14 protein-coding genes are annotated in these 15,938 nt (G+C 57.1%); 9 read left to right on the top strand and 5 right to left on the bottom strand.

Annotated elements, in window-relative coordinates; genetic code table 11:
* The first annotated feature begins 24 nt into the window (after positions 1–24).
* The gene (locus B1526_RS00865; RefSeq protein ID WP_095614245.1) at positions 25–1,221 is read left to right on the top strand and encodes an acyltransferase family protein; all 1,197 of its coding nucleotides are present in this window, start codon (positions 25–27) and stop codon (positions 1,219–1,221) included.
* Between the two features lie 17 nt (positions 1,222–1,238).
* Here B1526_RS00865 and B1526_RS00860 read toward each other — a convergent pair whose 3' ends face one another.
* Positions 1,239–2,969: an MDR family MFS transporter gene (locus B1526_RS00860; RefSeq protein WP_095614244.1), complete on the bottom strand. Its 1,731-nt coding sequence runs from the start codon at positions 2,967–2,969 to the stop codon at positions 1,239–1,241.
* A 44-nt stretch (positions 2,970–3,013) separates the two neighbouring features.
* Positions 3,014–3,511, bottom strand: coding sequence for a hypothetical protein (locus B1526_RS00855; protein WP_133088390.1), 498 nt, complete (start codon positions 3,509–3,511; stop codon positions 3,014–3,016).
* A 360-nt stretch (positions 3,512–3,871) separates the two neighbouring features.
* Here B1526_RS00855 and B1526_RS00850 point away from each other — a divergent pair, with 360 nt between their 5' ends.
* The 8 genes from B1526_RS00850 (at position 3,872) to B1526_RS00815 (ending at position 12,415) form a co-directional block, all read left to right on the top strand.
* A complete protein-coding gene (locus tag B1526_RS00850) occupies positions 3,872–5,407 on the top strand; it encodes a sugar transferase (protein WP_095614242.1) in 1,536 nt (511 codons plus the stop codon).
* A gap of 61 nt (positions 5,408–5,468) precedes the next feature.
* A complete protein-coding gene (locus tag B1526_RS00845) occupies positions 5,469–6,713 on the top strand; it encodes a nucleotide sugar dehydrogenase (RefSeq protein ID WP_095614241.1) in 1,245 nt (414 codons plus the stop codon).
* A gap of 40 nt (positions 6,714–6,753) precedes the next feature.
* Complete coding sequence (locus B1526_RS00840) at positions 6,754–7,653, top strand: capsular polysaccharide synthesis protein (RefSeq protein WP_095614240.1); 900 nt, start codon at positions 6,754–6,756, stop codon at positions 7,651–7,653.
* A 218-nt stretch (positions 7,654–7,871) separates the two neighbouring features.
* Positions 7,872–8,756 (top strand): glycosyltransferase family 2 protein, encoded by an 885-nt coding sequence (locus tag B1526_RS00835; RefSeq protein WP_095614239.1) that lies wholly within the window; start codon positions 7,872–7,874, stop codon positions 8,754–8,756.
* Between the two features lie 22 nt (positions 8,757–8,778).
* Positions 8,779–9,531 (top strand): DUF4422 domain-containing protein, encoded by a 753-nt coding sequence (locus tag B1526_RS00830; protein ID WP_235606962.1) that lies wholly within the window; start codon positions 8,779–8,781, stop codon positions 9,529–9,531.
* Between the two features lie 70 nt (positions 9,532–9,601).
* Complete coding sequence (locus tag B1526_RS00825; protein ID WP_095614238.1) at positions 9,602–10,498, top strand: glycosyltransferase; 897 nt, start codon at positions 9,602–9,604, stop codon at positions 10,496–10,498.
* Positions 10,495–11,520, top strand: coding sequence for a glycosyltransferase family 2 protein (locus tag B1526_RS00820; protein WP_095614237.1), 1,026 nt, complete (start codon positions 10,495–10,497; stop codon positions 11,518–11,520). Before B1526_RS00825 ends, B1526_RS00820 begins: the two co-directional genes overlap by 4 nt.
* Before the next feature lie 16 nt (positions 11,521–11,536).
* Entirely contained in the window at positions 11,537–12,415 is an 879-nt protein-coding gene (locus B1526_RS00815) for a glycosyltransferase family 2 protein (protein ID WP_095614277.1), read from the top strand.
* 40 nt (positions 12,416–12,455) lie between these two features.
* On the opposite strand, the gene B1526_RS00810 is transcribed toward B1526_RS00815, so the two are convergent.
* The 3 genes from B1526_RS00810 to B1526_RS00800 all read right to left on the bottom strand — a co-directional run bounded on the left by B1526_RS00810 (position 12,456) and on the right by B1526_RS00800 (position 15,866).
* Complete coding sequence (locus tag B1526_RS00810) at positions 12,456–13,295, bottom strand: glycosyltransferase (RefSeq protein ID WP_095614236.1); 840 nt, start codon at positions 13,293–13,295, stop codon at positions 12,456–12,458.
* A gap of 8 nt (positions 13,296–13,303) precedes the next feature.
* Positions 13,304–14,704: a flippase gene (locus B1526_RS00805; RefSeq protein ID WP_235606961.1), complete on the bottom strand. Its 1,401-nt coding sequence runs from the start codon at positions 14,702–14,704 to the stop codon at positions 13,304–13,306.
* A gap of 196 nt (positions 14,705–14,900) precedes the next feature.
* Positions 14,901–15,866, bottom strand: coding sequence for a glycosyltransferase family 2 protein (locus B1526_RS00800; protein WP_095614234.1), 966 nt, complete (start codon positions 15,864–15,866; stop codon positions 14,901–14,903).
* Between the last annotated feature and the right edge of the window lie 72 nt (positions 15,867–15,938).

Below are 15,938 nucleotides of genomic sequence, written 5' to 3'. Positions count from 1 at the left end.
AACTGTGTTATTTAGACTGTGACCATGACCATCACTACAAGCACGAGCGCATCGGCCAAGCCAATGCGCAACTCCAGTGTCGAATTGCTGCGCATGTTCTCGATGATTTTGATCATCTCCCATCACTTCCTGACGCATAATTTCACGAATATCGAACGTGCCGCCCATAACCCCTTCGATTACGCATTCCTGTTCTTCCTACGTAACAGCGGTAAGATTGGCGTCATCATCTTCTTCACCATCTCGTCGTGGTATTTCATCGACAGAAACCAAACGGTGCACGCCAGCCTCAAACGTGTGTGGATCCTGGAGCGGGAACTCATTTTCTGGGCGTTGTGCTGCTTCTTCATTTCACTCAAACTCAATTCGGATGCGGTTGGAAATGGCACGGTCCAGCTCGTCTCGGCAGGTATTCGTTGTCTGATGCCCGTAACCTTCGTGTTGTGGTGGTATATCACCTGCTACGTGCTCTTCCTCATCATGCTGCCGTTCCTCCAACAAGGACTCATTCGGCTCGGCAAGCGCAAGCACATCATGCTCTGTTTGTTGCTGCTGCTGGTTTTCGGCGTCGCAAGCCTCATCCCGACAAGCATCATGAATCCGCAGACGATGACGAAATATGTGTGGGACACCCCACTCACATTCCTCTACCTCTTCGTGCTCGTCTCATGCTACAAACTCTATTTCCGAAAAGCCCGCACCCGCACGCTCGTATTGGTAGTAGTGGTGAGTTTCCTCATCGCGGTTCCCTACTATGTGTTCACGTACTGGCTCGCCCAACACGGCAGGGACGTGAGCTGCCAGATTCTCACCACGGTCTCATTGCCATCGACGTTGATCGGTGTTGGCGTCTTTTTGCTGTTCGAACGGTGGCATTGGCATAATCGTGCGGTCAATTTCGTCGCGAAATCGGCGCTCGCCGTCTACCTCATCACCGAATACGGTCCCATTCGCAGGCTGCTGTGGGAGCAATGGTTCAATGCGGACCGCATCCAGCAGGAATCGTTTTCGTCATTGCGCATCATAGGCATGCTCCTTGGGATCTATGCCGTATGCACGCTCCTCGATTTCGTTCGCCGTGGACTCTTCAAAGTCACCGTCGACCGCCATCCCGGTCTCTGGTATGAGCGTTTGGCCATCTGGATCATGGGAGTGCCCCGCAGTTGGTTCCTTGAGAAGTTCATTCTGCCAGATTCCACTGCTGCTTCATCCAAACACTGATGCTGCAAGGCCGGGGGTCATTCATCGGCCTGAATGTTCGATGTGGCGCCATCATCGGTTTGCGTGGAGACAGCTGCCGCTTCCTTCGCTTCTTCGGCCTTTTCGTGGCGGAGCGCACGACGCACGGCGTCGCGCGTCGAACCGGCATCCTCGCCTTTGACGCCGAAGACGACCAGCAGGATCATGATGAAGTTGATGATCGCGCTGATGCGCAGCGCCCATTCGATGCCGATGACATTCGCTTCGATGCCCGAATGTCCGGCATTCATCTGGGCTGCGGCGATTACATACATCGTGAGGATCATGACGGGGGAGCCGATGGCGCCGGCGATCTGCCGCACCGTGTTCGTGACCGCTGAACCAGCTGAGACCTCGGCGGGTTTGAGGCAATTGAGCGACCATGTCGTGACCGGCATCATGACGAAACCCATGCCAATCTGGCGTATGAACTGGCATATCGAGATGTACCAGATCCATGTGCCCATGCCGATCAGGCTCATCATCGTCGTGCCCAGGCACAACAGGATTGTGCCGACCATCGCGACAGGGCGCGCTCCGAAGCGGTCAAGCGCACGGCCGCCGAAGAACTGGGCGATCGCCTGCGCGATCGCTCCCGGCAGCATGACAAGGCCGCTTATCGTGGCCGAATAGTCACGGCAGTTCTGGATGTAGAGCGGAATGAGCACGACGAGCGAGCTGAACGCGAAGAAGCTCAATGATGCGATAATCGTGCCGACGGAGAAGTGCGCGTTGCGCAGCACCGACAGGTCAAGCAATGCGGGACGGTTCGTCTTGCCGGCCTTGAACCGCTTCTCATTGCGGAACTGTCTCAGGACGAACCACACGATGCCGGCGAGGCCGACGACCATCGGCAGCCACACGACTGGTGCGGTGAACGGATAGGCCTGGACGTTCGTGAAGCCGAACATCAGGCCGCCGAAACCGATGATGGAAAGCCCCACCGAGGAGAAGTCGGCGTGCGCGGTCTTGTCCGATTCGCCGAAGTTATGCAATCCGAAGACCGCGAGCAGAATCGAGATGCAGCCGATGACGGTGAGCGTCAGGAAGATCGACCTCCACCCGTTCATATCGGTCTGCACGCCACCGAGCGTCGGGCCTATCGCCGGTGCGACGGCCATCGCCATGCCGACGACGCCCATCGCCATGCCACGGCGGTCGAGCGGGAAGATCGAGAACACGGTGATCTGCAGGACCGGCCACATGACGCCGGTGCCGATCGCTTCGAGGAAACGCCCGAACAATGCGAGCGGGAATGTCGGGCTGAGCCATGCGAGCACCGAGCCGACCGTGAACACGACCATCGAGGCGATGACGATCTGCCGCGTCGAGAATCGTCTCGTCAGATATGCGGTGAGCGGCACCATGACGCCCATCGTCAGCTGGAAGATCGACGTCATCCATTGGCCGAGCGTGACCGAGATGTCAAAATCATCGACGAGCGTCGGCAATGCGGCGCTCAGCTGCAATTGCGTGAAATTGCCGACGAACGTGATGAACGTCAGAATCGCGAGCGAAATGAACGCGGGGCGTGTCAGATGCCCGTTGCGGTATGCCTTGTCGCGCGTGAGCATGACGGACAATCCGGCAATCCCGCGATGGTGGACGGCGGGCGGTTCTGGCTCATGGTGTACTTCGCGCGTGTAGGGGCGCCCCGCCTTGATGGCCGGAACGGCCCCATTGCCGGTCCGCTTGTCCTGTGGATGCTCATGTTGTTCGTCTTGTGCCATGCGTTCCTGGGTTCTTGATGGGTGGGTGGGGCGCGTGACGCAGTTCAGCCCTGAGTTGGTTCTGCTTCCGCGGTTTCGGTCGTGTCCACGACAGGTGTCTCTCCCGTCGGCGTGTCATCGGCGGAGCGGGAGTCGTTCTGATGCTGTGGGCTGTATTCGGCGACGTTGAGCACGGCGATGCCGTCCGCGGTGCGCACGAAGACATTCGCGCGGCCGCCGATCTCCTCGATGCCGTCAAGCAGATGCGAGATCGGTTCGCTGTCGAGCACCGGAAGCACCTGCGCGACGCCTTCCTCGTCGATGACGCGCAATGTCTCATCGAGTTCGCCGGTCGCGAGGATCTCATCGATGCGGCGTTCGAACTGATGGAGTTCGTCATCCTCGATGGCTGCGTCCTCCACATCGGCGTCATCGTCGTCCTGCGCGGCCACGGCGTCGATTTCGCCCGTCTGGATTTCGTCTTCCTCGTTCGGTACGGTGACCGTCGTCTCGTCGATCGCGTCGTCGTCCCCATTCGCGACGTATTCCGTGTGTTCTGCCATGATGGCCTCCTTCGAATCGGCATCCATGGTTGTGCGGCGCCATGCGTCGGCGGCGTACATCTGGCGCACAGGGGCGCATTCCTCGCCGTCGCATGTGACCTGCGTGGATGCATGGATATTCGGCGTAGTCGAGACACCTTGTCTCAATATTAGACAGAAGCCCATCCCCGCTTCACTGTTCGAGAAACGCTCATGCCTGCGGCGCAACCGCATGCCCGCGTGGACGGAAGGTCACGGCTGCGATATTGAACAGGGTGCGAGTTATGATGAAGTTTCGTATGTGCGGAACGGGGTGATGTTCCGCGTGTCGATGCAATGCCGTGGACGCATCGTACGGAACGTCGGCTGAAGAGGAGAGACATGAGTCAGGTGCAGAGTGACGCGCAGCTTGCCGAGAAAGTGGATCGGCAATCCGCCAAAGTGCTGCAATGGCGCTTCGTCATGAATCTTGCGCTCATGGTGTTCGACGCCCTCGTGTTCTTCTGCGTGGGGTTGGGCGTCATGGCGTTGTATAAGGAGATGCACGTCTTCACAACACGTCTGCAATGGAACGTGCCGATCAACGCATACCTGTATGCGGCTGTGTGCGCGGTCCTGTGGGTGTTCTGCGCACGTGTCGCCGGCGTCTACCACCGCCACGTGTTCGCCGATGGCTACCAACTCAACGTCCTGCTGTTCAAAGCCGCATGCATCGCATGGATCGGCATTTGTGCGTTCAACTATGTCATGCAGACGAACATCTCGCTCGCCGACGTCACCGTGACATGTCTGTGTGTCTGGGGCGTCGAAATGATTGTGCGTTTCATCGCGCGCCGCTTCCTCACCGTACGCCACCGCAAAGGTGAATACTCCTATCCGACCGTCATCGTCGGTTCCCCGGAAGGCATCGGGCAGATCCTCAAATTCCTCAACCAGCGCAAGCAACTCAATTACAAGCCTGTGCGCGTATGCCCGATCCGTGTGAATCCACAGACCGGCCTCATCGAAGCCGACCCCGACAGGAACCTGCTGAACACCGAGGTCGAGGAGGCTTGGGGTGATTTCATCCAACCGATCACCTACGGGGACGATCTCGCCGCGCGCATCGCGCAGACCGGCGCGCAGACCGTCATGGTGACCGATGTACTCGACCGCTTCTCCGACAATCTGAGCACATTCGCCGTACAGATGGAGGCGTTCAACCTCGAGATCGCGTTGATCACATCGGCGTTGGACATCGCCGAGCATGCGACGCAATTGCGCAACATCCAAGGCATGAGCATCATGACGATCAGCCTGCCGCAATACACGCCGGCGTCGCGCATCAAGAAGCGCGTGTTCGACCTCGTCGTCTCATCGATCGCGATCATCGTCTCGTCGCCAATCATGCTCGCCGTTGCACTCGCAATCAAGATCGAAGATGGCGGTCCTGTGTTCTACAAGCAGGAGCGCATCGGCCTGCACGGCAAACCGTTCTATATCCATAAGTTCCGTTCGATGCGCGTCGACGCAGACAAGCACCTCAAGGAAGTGCTTGAGGCGAACGGACAGGAGATGGGCGCACGGTACAAGCTCAAGCATGACCCGCGCATCACCAAGGTCGGCAACTTCATCCGAAAGACAAGCCTTGACGAGCTTCCGCAGTTCGTCGACGTGTTCATGGGGTCGATGAGTGTCGTCGGGCCACGCCCGCAGCGCTCGTTCGAGGTCGCCGAATACGATCAGGTCTATGCGACGCGTCTGCTCGTCAAGCCGGGTATTACCGGACCGTGGCAGGTCTCCGGTCGCAATGACCTGAACGAAGAGGAAAGTCGCCAGCTCGACGTGAGCTATGTGCAGGATTGGAGCGTCCTCGGAGACGTCGTCTACATCATGCGCACGATCGGCACCGTGCTTCATCCGAGCGGTGCGTACTGATACCAACTGTTTCCTATAACCCAACCTCATCCACCCAAGTCAAGAAGAATCGAGAACACTGATGAAGATCGCAGTCGCCGGCACCGGCTATGTGGGATTGTCCGTCGCATTGCTGCTTGCGCAGCACAATGAGGTGCACGCGCTCGACATTGTGCCTGAGAAGGTCGCGATGCTCAACGAGTGCACGAGTCCGATTGTGGACACCGAGATCACATGGTTCCTCGACGGCAAACGTGACGGCACGATGAATCTTGATTTCCAGGCGACGATTAATCCGGCCGTCGCCTATACGGGAGCCGATTACGCCGTTGTCGCGACGCCGACGAACTACGATTCGAAAAAGAACTACTTCGATACGTCGAGCGTCGAGGCCGCAATCAAGGCGATTCGCGAATACGACCCGGATTGCTGGATTGTCATCAAGTCGACGATTCCGGTCGGCTACACCGCGCAACTGCGTGAGAAGACCGGCGACGCCAAGATCATCTTCTCCCCGGAGTTCCTGCGCGAAGGCCATGCGCTCTATGACAACCTGCACCCGTCACGCATCGTCGTGGGTGCTCCGATGGATGACGCCGCGGCCGTCGACGCCGCGCACACCTTCGCGGACCTGCTCGCCCAGGGCGCTGCACCCGAGGAACATGCGCGCGTGAACGCCGATGGCACGACGGGCATCCCCGAACTCATCTGCGGCACGACGGAGGCGGAGGCGATCAAACTGTTCGCCAACACGTTCCTCGCGTTGCGCGTCGCGTATTTCAACGAGCTCGACACCTATGCGGAATCGCGCGGCCTCAATACCGCCGAGATCATCCGCGGCGTCTGCCTTGATCCGCGCATCGGCGGCCATTACAACAACCCGTCGTTCGGCTATGGCGGCTATTGCCTGCCGAAGGATTCGAAGCAGCTGCTCGCGAACTATGCTGATGTGCCGCAGAACCTCATCGAGGCGATCGTCGCGTCCAACGGCACGCGCAAGGACTTCATCGCCGAGCAGATCCTGTCGAAGATTGAAGACGCCGAGAAGCCGGTCGTCGGCATCTACCGCCTGACGATGAAATCCGGTTCGGACAACTTCCGCCAGTCGAGCATCCAGGGCATCATGAAGCGCATCAAGGCGAAGGGCGTTCCGGTCGTCGTCTACGAACCGACGCTCGATGACAAGGAGTTCTTCGGAAGCCCCGTCACGCATGACCTTGATGCGTTCAAGGGCGAGGCGACCGTCATCGTCGCGAACCGCTGGAACGACGAGCTCAAAGATGTGACGGACAAGGTCTACACGCGAGACCTGTTCAAACGCGACTGAGTCCATCGTCTACCGGAAGTATGCGGAGGGACTGTCTGCGATGATGGGGAAAATCAGGAAGAACCTGCAGTACGTCGGCAGCGCGGCTCGCTTGTGCGGGCCGCGGATGGGCGTGACAAGCCTGTTCCACCATCTGACCCATCGCGATGCGGCTGCGTATTACGCGAAACTCGTCGACACGTCCTGGAACAGCTTCATGAAGGACATCCCTTTCGATGCGGCGGCTTTGGAGACGTGTTCATTGCCCAATGACGGTCCCATCTGGGTCATGTGGTGGCAAGGCCTCAACGGGACGGAACCGCCGATCGTCCGTGCGTGCATCGACAGCATACGGCGACATGCCAATGGGCGTCCTGTGCATATCATCACGAAGGACACGCTCGCGCGCTATGTGACGCTTGATGCATCGATCATGGACAAACTGCGCAATGGCAAGATCACAATCACGACGTTGTCCGATATCATCCGTTTCGCATTGCTCCACGAATATGGCGGCATGTGGATGGATGCGACGATCTATCTGACCGCCGATCTTTCTCCGGACATCGCACAGTATCCGTTCTATTCGATCCCGAACCATGAGACGGCACCAACGCGCAATTGGACAGGGTATTTCATGGGTGGCGCGAAAGGGAATCCGCTGTTCTCGTACATGTACCAAGCGTTCGTCACGATGTATGCGCATGCCGACAGGATCCCCGACTATTTCATGATCGATGTGATGCTGTCCGCGGCCTATACACATATCCCGCAAGTGAAGACGATGATAGACGTAGTGCCGGAGAACAACATTCACCGGTTGTATTTGGCGGATAAGCTCGCCGAACCGTCGGTTACGCTCCCGGCAGATACCTATGCATACAAGTTCTCCTATAAGAATCTAGGGGCTGTACCGGTGCATGGTACGGTGTACGGCGCTTTGCTTGAGGGTGCATGGTAGGTGGAACCGTGGCGATGGTCTTCCATGTGGTATGGATACTGTTGTGCTACGATGTGCATTCGACATCGCTGCCGGTGGGACACCATCAGATCGGCCGGTATACCGGACCATGTGGTTGCTCGCGATCAGGCACGGTTGAGTACACTGGGTGATAACCGCTGGCAGGGCAGTTTACAGCGTATGTGGACGGTGCCCCGTGCTCCCGAAAGGAATCCATAATGCCGCAGACAAACGTTTCGGTCATCATTCCCACATTGAACGCGGGAACGATGATTGACGACCTGCTGACCTGTTTGGAGCATCAGAGCAGGGTGCCGGATGAGATCATCGTCGTCGACTCCTCTTCTGATGACGATACGCGCGATGTTGTCCGCAGACATCCTCATGTACGTCTTATCGTCATTGACCGCAAGGATTTCAACCATGGCGGCACGAGGGACATGGCGCTGCGTGAAAGCACGGGCGAGTTCGTATTGTTTCTCACGCAGGACGCGCTCCCGAAGGATTCCGAGTACATCGCATCCATTCTGGACCCCTTCCGCAATGAGCATGTTGGGCTTGTCTACGGGCGTCAGATACCGAGAGCGGATGCCCACGCTGCCGAAAGCCTCGTGCGCAACTATACCTACGGTCCGCAGTCCTTCACCGTTAAGCCGCAGGACATCGAGCGGATGGGTATACGAGCGTTCCGTGCTTCGGATGTATGCGCCGCATACCGCCGTACCGCCTATCAGCAGGTCGGCGGATTCGAAGATCCGGTGCTGACGAATGAGGATATGTTCATCGCCGCCCGTCTGCTGCACGCCGGATGGTACGTCGTATATGAGGCGGAAGCAGAAGTCGTCCATTCGCATAATTTCACATGGAATCAACAATTCAAACGCAACTACATCCAAGGTGTGGAAATGGAAAAGCACCGCGATATCCTCGGCGATGCGCCCATCACCGGGGAAGGGTTCGCCCTCGTGAAACACACGATGCTCGGGCTTCTCAAGCAGGGCAAAATCGTCGACATGGGCTGGTTCTTCGTTGATTGCATATTCCGGTATGCGGGAAACCGCAAAGGGACACTCGATGCCCGGCGCGCATTGAGACGTGCATGAGGTGAAACCGATGTTGCATACGATGCCCACCCACATGTATATCGTCTCCCACAAGGATTTTGATGCTCCCGATCTTCCGGGCTACACGCCGATACTCGCCGGTGCAGCGGCCAACAATGCCTCGATCGCGGTACGCGATGACACTGGGGACAACATCTCGACGCTCAACCCTGAGTTCTGTGAGCTGACGGCGCAGTATTGGGTGTGGAAGAATGCGCATATCGATGACGGCAACGTGGGATTCGTGCATTACCGCCGTTACTTCTACACCGATCACCACAAAAAACGCATCGTGCCCGCCGATTGGTTTTCGAAGGATCTGGAACAGTACGACATCGTGCTTCCGGAACCTTGGGTCTTGACGAAGACGATAGGTGCCCAATTCGCCCAATTCCACAACATCGATGACCTGAAGACGGTGCGTGCGATTGTGCATGAACGGACACCGGTTTTCCTTCCTGCCTTCGATGCGCTCATGCACCGCCATGACCTGAGCTGCTACAACATGTTCGTCATGTCCTCGGACCGGTTCGATGACTATATGACATGGCTTTTCGACATTCTGGACGAGGCACGTGCCCGCGTCGACGTCAACGGATACGACAGCTACAACAAACGCCTGTTCGGTTTCCTCGCCGAGCGCCTACTCAACGTATGGGTCGATGCCGAGCGACTGCGTGTCAAACGGTATCCGGTGTATATGCCCGAGGAAGCGGCATGGAGGGCGAATCTGAAAGCGCGCACTAAATCGCTCATGTATCTGCACAGCCTGTGACCCACATGGCCGTATCACAAACCAATCCACTGCCGAAAAGCCTTCACAAGAAATCGAGGAACCGTCGCTGATGCGTTGCGCTGGAATCGTCTCCTACAATCCCGACCTTGGCCGGCTGCGGACGAACCTGCACGCCACCGCGCCACAGGTGCGTCAGGTGTTCATCTACGAAAACGGTTCGGCGAACGCGGCGGCCGTGCATGCGCTGTGTGAAGACGAGTTCGACAACGTGCAAGTGATCGCCGACACCGAGAACCGCGGCATCGCTTTTGCACTCAATCAGTTGCTGGCAGCCGCGCATGATGGCGGCTACGAGCATATCCTGCTGCTCGATCAAGACAGTGTGCCGACGGAAGGCATGTGTGACGAGCTGGAACGCCACCTGTCCGGCACCGTTGCGCTCGTCAGCCCATTCATCCTCGATCGTAACCGCATGACGATGGCGGAGTACAAGGCGATGGCGATGCCGCCGCTCGAACGGCTTGACCATGCGGCGAAACATGGGGCGATCACGTCGGGGACGTTGAACGATGTGGAAGCGGCACTCGCGGTCGGTGGTTTCGATGACGACCTGTTCATCGATTATGTGGATTTCGATTTCAACGAACGTCTGCTGCTCAATGGATACACGATCATCAAGGACAACAAGGCGTGCCTCATCCACGAAAAAGGCAAGTCAGAGCAGACGTTGCTGCGTGTGCCACGCCGTGGACCGGGCGGTGCGCTGACGTGGAAACCGCTGTACAAGCTTGGATACGGCCCCACACGCTGCTATTACCAGACGCGCAACCGCATCATCTATTGGAAGAAATACCATCGGTGGACCGGAATGGAAGGTGTGACGGAGATCCCGATGCTGATGGCGCTTTCGCTGCTCTTCGAGTCCAACCGCATCGCCAAACTGCGCGCCTATGCGCGCGGCATACAGGACGGTGCGCGCATGCAGGTCAAGGAGTACCGGAAATGACGAAGACACCCACAATATCGGTTGTCATACCGGTCTACAACCAACAGGAGTACATCGGCGCATGTCTGGATTCGCTGTCGAAGCAGACATTCACCGATTTCGAGGTGCTTGCCGTCAACGACGGTTCGACGGACCGTTCCGCTGCGGTCATTGCGGAACACGCGCAGCGCGATACCCGCATCCGGCTCATCGACCAGCCCAACGGGGGCGTCTCCGCGGCACGCAACGCAGGGCTTGCGCAGTCAAGCGGTATGTGGATCGGCTTCATCGATCCCGACGACACACTCGAACCTGAATATTTGGACACGCTCGTGGCGGCCGCACATGAGAATACGGATATTGTCATGAGCGCATGTGTCGCCTTTGGTGATGGTCAGGAAGCACGGCAGCATTTCTTCCCGCAGTCGTTCACCGCCGGTGATGAGGAACACAAACGGCCGTTGTACCATCAGCTGATTGACGGTTCGTATGTCCAGCCCCAAGGATTCGTCACGGCAATCGGGGTGCCGTGGGGCAAATTGTACCGCCGCGCCTTCCTCGAAGCACAACGGTTGACATTTGATCCACAGCTGCCCCGGATGCAGGACAACATCTTCAATATGCAGGCGTTCGCGGCGGCCCGCGAGATCGTATACCTCGATGTCGCAGAATACCATTACCGTGTCGGCGGATTGGGGGAACGCACCTACCGCAACCACGCCAAGGGGTTATACCATCCAGCCATCGATGCCCGTGCGCGGCTCATGCACGCATACGGATTGGATGGGGATCCGCAACTGTATGCCGCATGGCAGGAGGAACAGGTCAACTTGTATTTCCAGGAGTGCAAGGCAGCGATGATGCTGGCCCCAGCGGGGCGGCGGCTGTCGGCGATGAACACACGGGTCCGGAAACTGCGGCCTCGATTGGCTGGTATTGATACATCCGTGCTCAGTGCGCCAATCAAGCTCAAATACATGATGATGCGCAATCCGGTGCTGCGTGCCGCAGCGGCATGCGGTATGAGGATGCGCCATGCGTGACGAGGAGAGAATGACCATGGATACGCCACGATTCGGTTTCGTCGTATTGCATTATCTGGTCGACGACGCCACGACGCAATGCGTCGCGTCGATTCGTGAGCACTGCGCCGGCGGCGATTACCATATCGTCGTTGTCGACAACGACTCGGCGAATGGCAGCTATGAACGGCTGCAGGCCCAATACGCCAACGCCGATGATGTCACACTGCTGCACAACGACGCCAACGAGGGGTTTGCTTGCGGCAACAACATGGGATACCACTACTGCAAGGAACAACTGCACTGCGACTACATCGTGACGATCAACAACGATGCGATGCTCGATCGCAACGACTTCATGACCTTGTGCATCGAGGATTATGCGCGTACCCATTGCGGCGTCATCGGCCCCGACATCATTTCACTCAAAGACGGATGCCACCAGAACCCTAGCTATGGCATTATCCACACTCAGGAGGAGATGCGCCGCCAACTACGCCGCTTCCGCCGCATCCTGCTGCTGCTGAGATTGCACCTGTACTCGCCGCTCGTGCATCTCAAGCAGCGTCTAAGCGGCCATGCCTGGACGTCGAACCCATACACGCACGCCACGGCGGAAGCCGACACGAATCGTCCCTATATGCTGCATGGTGCATGTCTCATCTTCACGCCCGCTTTCGTACAGCACTACGACGAGGCCTTCGACCCGCGCACGTTTCTGTATTTCGAAGAGCATATCCTGTGGGCGCGCTGCCAGATTGCTGGGCTGACGATGCACTACGACCCGCGTATCGTCGTGCACCATGTCGAGGACGCGTCGACCGATAGCATGAGCACGGACACACGGCGCAAGATGATCTTCACACTCGGCAATTATGTGCGTTCGCTCAAGGTGCTGGAGACGTATGTGCACTGACCTGCATGCCAGAGCGTCATAGGGGAGAGGATGACATCAATCAGATGAACAGGAAACGCAAGGACTTGTATTTCCTGATCAGGTTGCGGCGGCGCGCACGGATGCGGATGCTTGCGGCGCGCTTGCCGTCTTTGCCGAACATCGCATAGTACGTACGTGTGTCCTGTTTCCAGATGTGGAAGCGGTGGATGTCAGCCTGCATGTTGTTCGAATCATACGAGAATGACTGATGAAGCACGATGTCGTCCATGACGATGATCGGTATGCCATGTTCATGGACCCGGACCATCAGCTCGTGGTCCACCTCATCCAGGAACAGCGATTCGTCATAGCGCACGGTCGTGAAGACGTCGCGCGCGAGAATCATGCCGGAGTTAATACCACTCATATGCGTGGCATCGGAGAAATCACCATCGGCAATCACCTGAACGCGGTAGCCGAACTGCAGATGTGGGCTGATAAGTTCGCGCTGTGTGCGCACAAGCGGAAGATAGACGGCAGGTTCATCGATGAAATATGCGGATGCCTTCTCCAAAAAATCATCAGGTACCGCAGTATCATCATCCATGATGCAGATGAACGGCGCATCACACTCGGCGACGGCGTTGTTGTACGCCTTGGGAAGCCCGACATTACCACCCATCCAACGGTAGTGAATGAGGTCGCGGTTGTGGAGCGTGGCGCTGACCTTGTGCGGGTGGCTGCTGTTGTCACGGATGTATACGCCATGCACAGTAGGGGAGTTCAGAAAATACTCCAGTGAAGTTATCTCTTCGATGCCCTGCTCGTAGAGGATGATAATGATGTCGACGGAGCGCTCGCGGGCACGTTGGGGTGTGCGAGATATCTCAGAACTCGTCGAGGGAGTGGCGATGACCATGATGTTCGTTACTTCCTTCTGTGGAGCATGGACCGTAGGAACGATTCCTTCGTGAGGATCAGCAGCATGGCGTCGAGCATGCAGAACCCGACGGCGGCGAGCAGAATGCGCGGAATGGGGGACCACGTCCGGCACAGCCACGAAATCGCCACGGCCGCGGCACATCCGGCGATCCATGAGATGATGATCTTCCAGTAATCGGTATGCTTGTGCACTTCCTTGATGAAATCACGGATGATGTAGGTGCGCAGCGCATACACGCAGATCTCAGTGAGCACGAGGCCGAATGCGGCGCCGTTGATGCCCCATATCGGGATGAAAATGAGCTCGAAGATGATGGCGAGCACCAAACCGGTGACGGTGGTGTAGGTGTACTCTTTCTCGCGGTTTGCCGCAACCATGTATTGCGATTGCATGGAGCCGATAGGCCCCAACAGAATCATTGGGGAGCTGATGACGAGTGCCGACCAGCCGGGCAGGTAGTCGCGACCGCCGAGCAACAGGATGATCGGCTGGACGCAGATGACGACGGCGGCCATCAGCGCAAGACCCAGCATGACGAGGAAGTTGAAGCTCTTCGCCATCAGTTTGGTCGTGGCCTCGTGGCCCTTCTGCGCCTCGTAATAGGAAAGGCGTGGCAGCATGACGCCGCTGACGGCACCCACCGCGGAATTGCACATATTGCGGATCTTGTACACGAGCTGGTACAGGCCCAACGCATAGTTGGAGGTGAGGAAGCCGAGCAGCAGCATGTCTATCTGCCCATACATGCCGGACGCGATGTTGGAGACGGAGAATGTGAACATCGCTTTGAAATGCCTGCGGATGTTCATCGTATAGTGTCGCGAGAACGTCACATAGACGCGCAGACGCAGCAGATTGAGTATATTCGAACCGATCGTGCCTACGAGCAGGACCGTCGCATAGGCCAATGTGTCGTTCGTGTTGCGTACGAAGATGAACAGCAGGATGATGCTGAGCACCTTGAACGCGATGTTGCGGATGGTAATGTAGCTGTACTGTTCGATGGCACGGTACAGCCATTCCGCCGAACATGATGTGAGCCAGATGGACAGTCCGGCAATGAACATAAGTGGTAGTTGCTCTCGCGTGCGTGGTATGACGAACAGGCACACTACATAGACGACATACACGATTGCCGTGGAAGCGAACAGAATGATGAGCAGCTCCTGTACGGTCTTGCTGAGCGCTGCTCGGTCATCCCTGAGTTTTGCGCACTCTCTCGTACCGTACATCGTGAATCCAAGCTGCGCGACAAGCGAGAAATAGCCGACGAAGGTGTAGGCCCATGACACGATGCCGTTGTTGTCCGGCCCCAGCACTCGTGAAACGTATGGGACGGTAATGAGTGGGAATAGGAACGTGGACGTCGTGAGAATCGCGTTCATGATTACGTTGTATTTCACCGAATGAATCTTCGGCTGCTTGATTGGTGTATTCATGATGCCTGATACTCCACTGACGATGTTGATTGATTCATGCTGTTGGGTGTCCTCCGGGATGCTGTTGGCCGTGTTTCCTACGTCTGACCCGAATTCGTCCGCTTCTGGTTCGAATATAGATCGAGCCTCATGCTATGACATGCTACAGCGAGAGCGCTGTAAGGAGCTGGCTGATGCGGTCCATGATCTTGTTCGGCCAGAAACCATATGTGAAGAGCGTGTGGATGCGCTGCATGCGGGTTTGGCTGGGTATGTCGCAATACGCATCAAGTGTGCTGCGCGCTGGGGATAATGCGCGAGATTGCATGGATGCTCGAACAAGTTTGGCTTGCTCGATGGTCTGGCGCAAGCGCGTGATGCGGTCCTGTTTCCTTCGGCCGCTCGGAATGATGAGGCCAAGAAGCGTCTTGCATGATGAGTACGGATGTGCGCCCATGACGTTGGTGCCATGTTGGCGGTAATCCACGGTCGCCTCGTCTACATATATCAGATGGCCAACGGAAGCTGCCAGCAGAGCATAGACCCAGTCATGCATCATCATGGCTTTGGAGTCGTTGACACTGAAGGATTGGACGACTTGGACCATTGCTTGGTTCATAGCGCTCGCGCAACCGGTGACCAGGTTCTGTACGAGCAGCTCATTCAGACTGGTGCGGTGCGGGTCTCGACCGATGTAGGTGAGGAATGAAGGCGCGATGACATGATTTTCGACGTCCACAACCGTGAGATCGGAAAAAGCGAGTAGGGGAGTGTCGGCACTATAGCGGCGCTCGGCCTCATGCATACGGTCCATGAAGAGCTTGAGCTTGTTGGGATGCCAGATGTCATCCTGATCGGCCAGGAAGACGTAATCGCCGCTGGCTTGGCTCATCAGGTACGTAAAGTTTGCCTGTGCAGAGCCGAATTTGATGTCCTGCGAGATTATATTGATGCGTGGGTCTTCACGTGCGATGCTGGTGATGATGTCCAAGGTGCCATCCGTCGAACGGTCATCGCAGATGTTCAGCTTCCAATCGCTTAAGGTTTGGGATTGGATGGAATTGATCTGTTGCCTGACGTAGTCCGCCCCGTTGTACGTGGCCATGAGAATCTCTACTACAGGTTTCATGGGATACTGACTCCTAGATACATTCATTACGCTTGGATATAACTTACTCGTACATAGCGAGATGCATTACAT

This window comes from Bifidobacterium criceti (genome assembly GCF_002286935.1).
GTDB lineage: Bacteria > Actinomycetota > Actinomycetes > Actinomycetales > Bifidobacteriaceae > Bifidobacterium > Bifidobacterium criceti.
The sequence above is the reverse complement of the archived record's forward strand: the minus strand, read 5'-3'. Positions and strand labels throughout refer to the sequence as shown.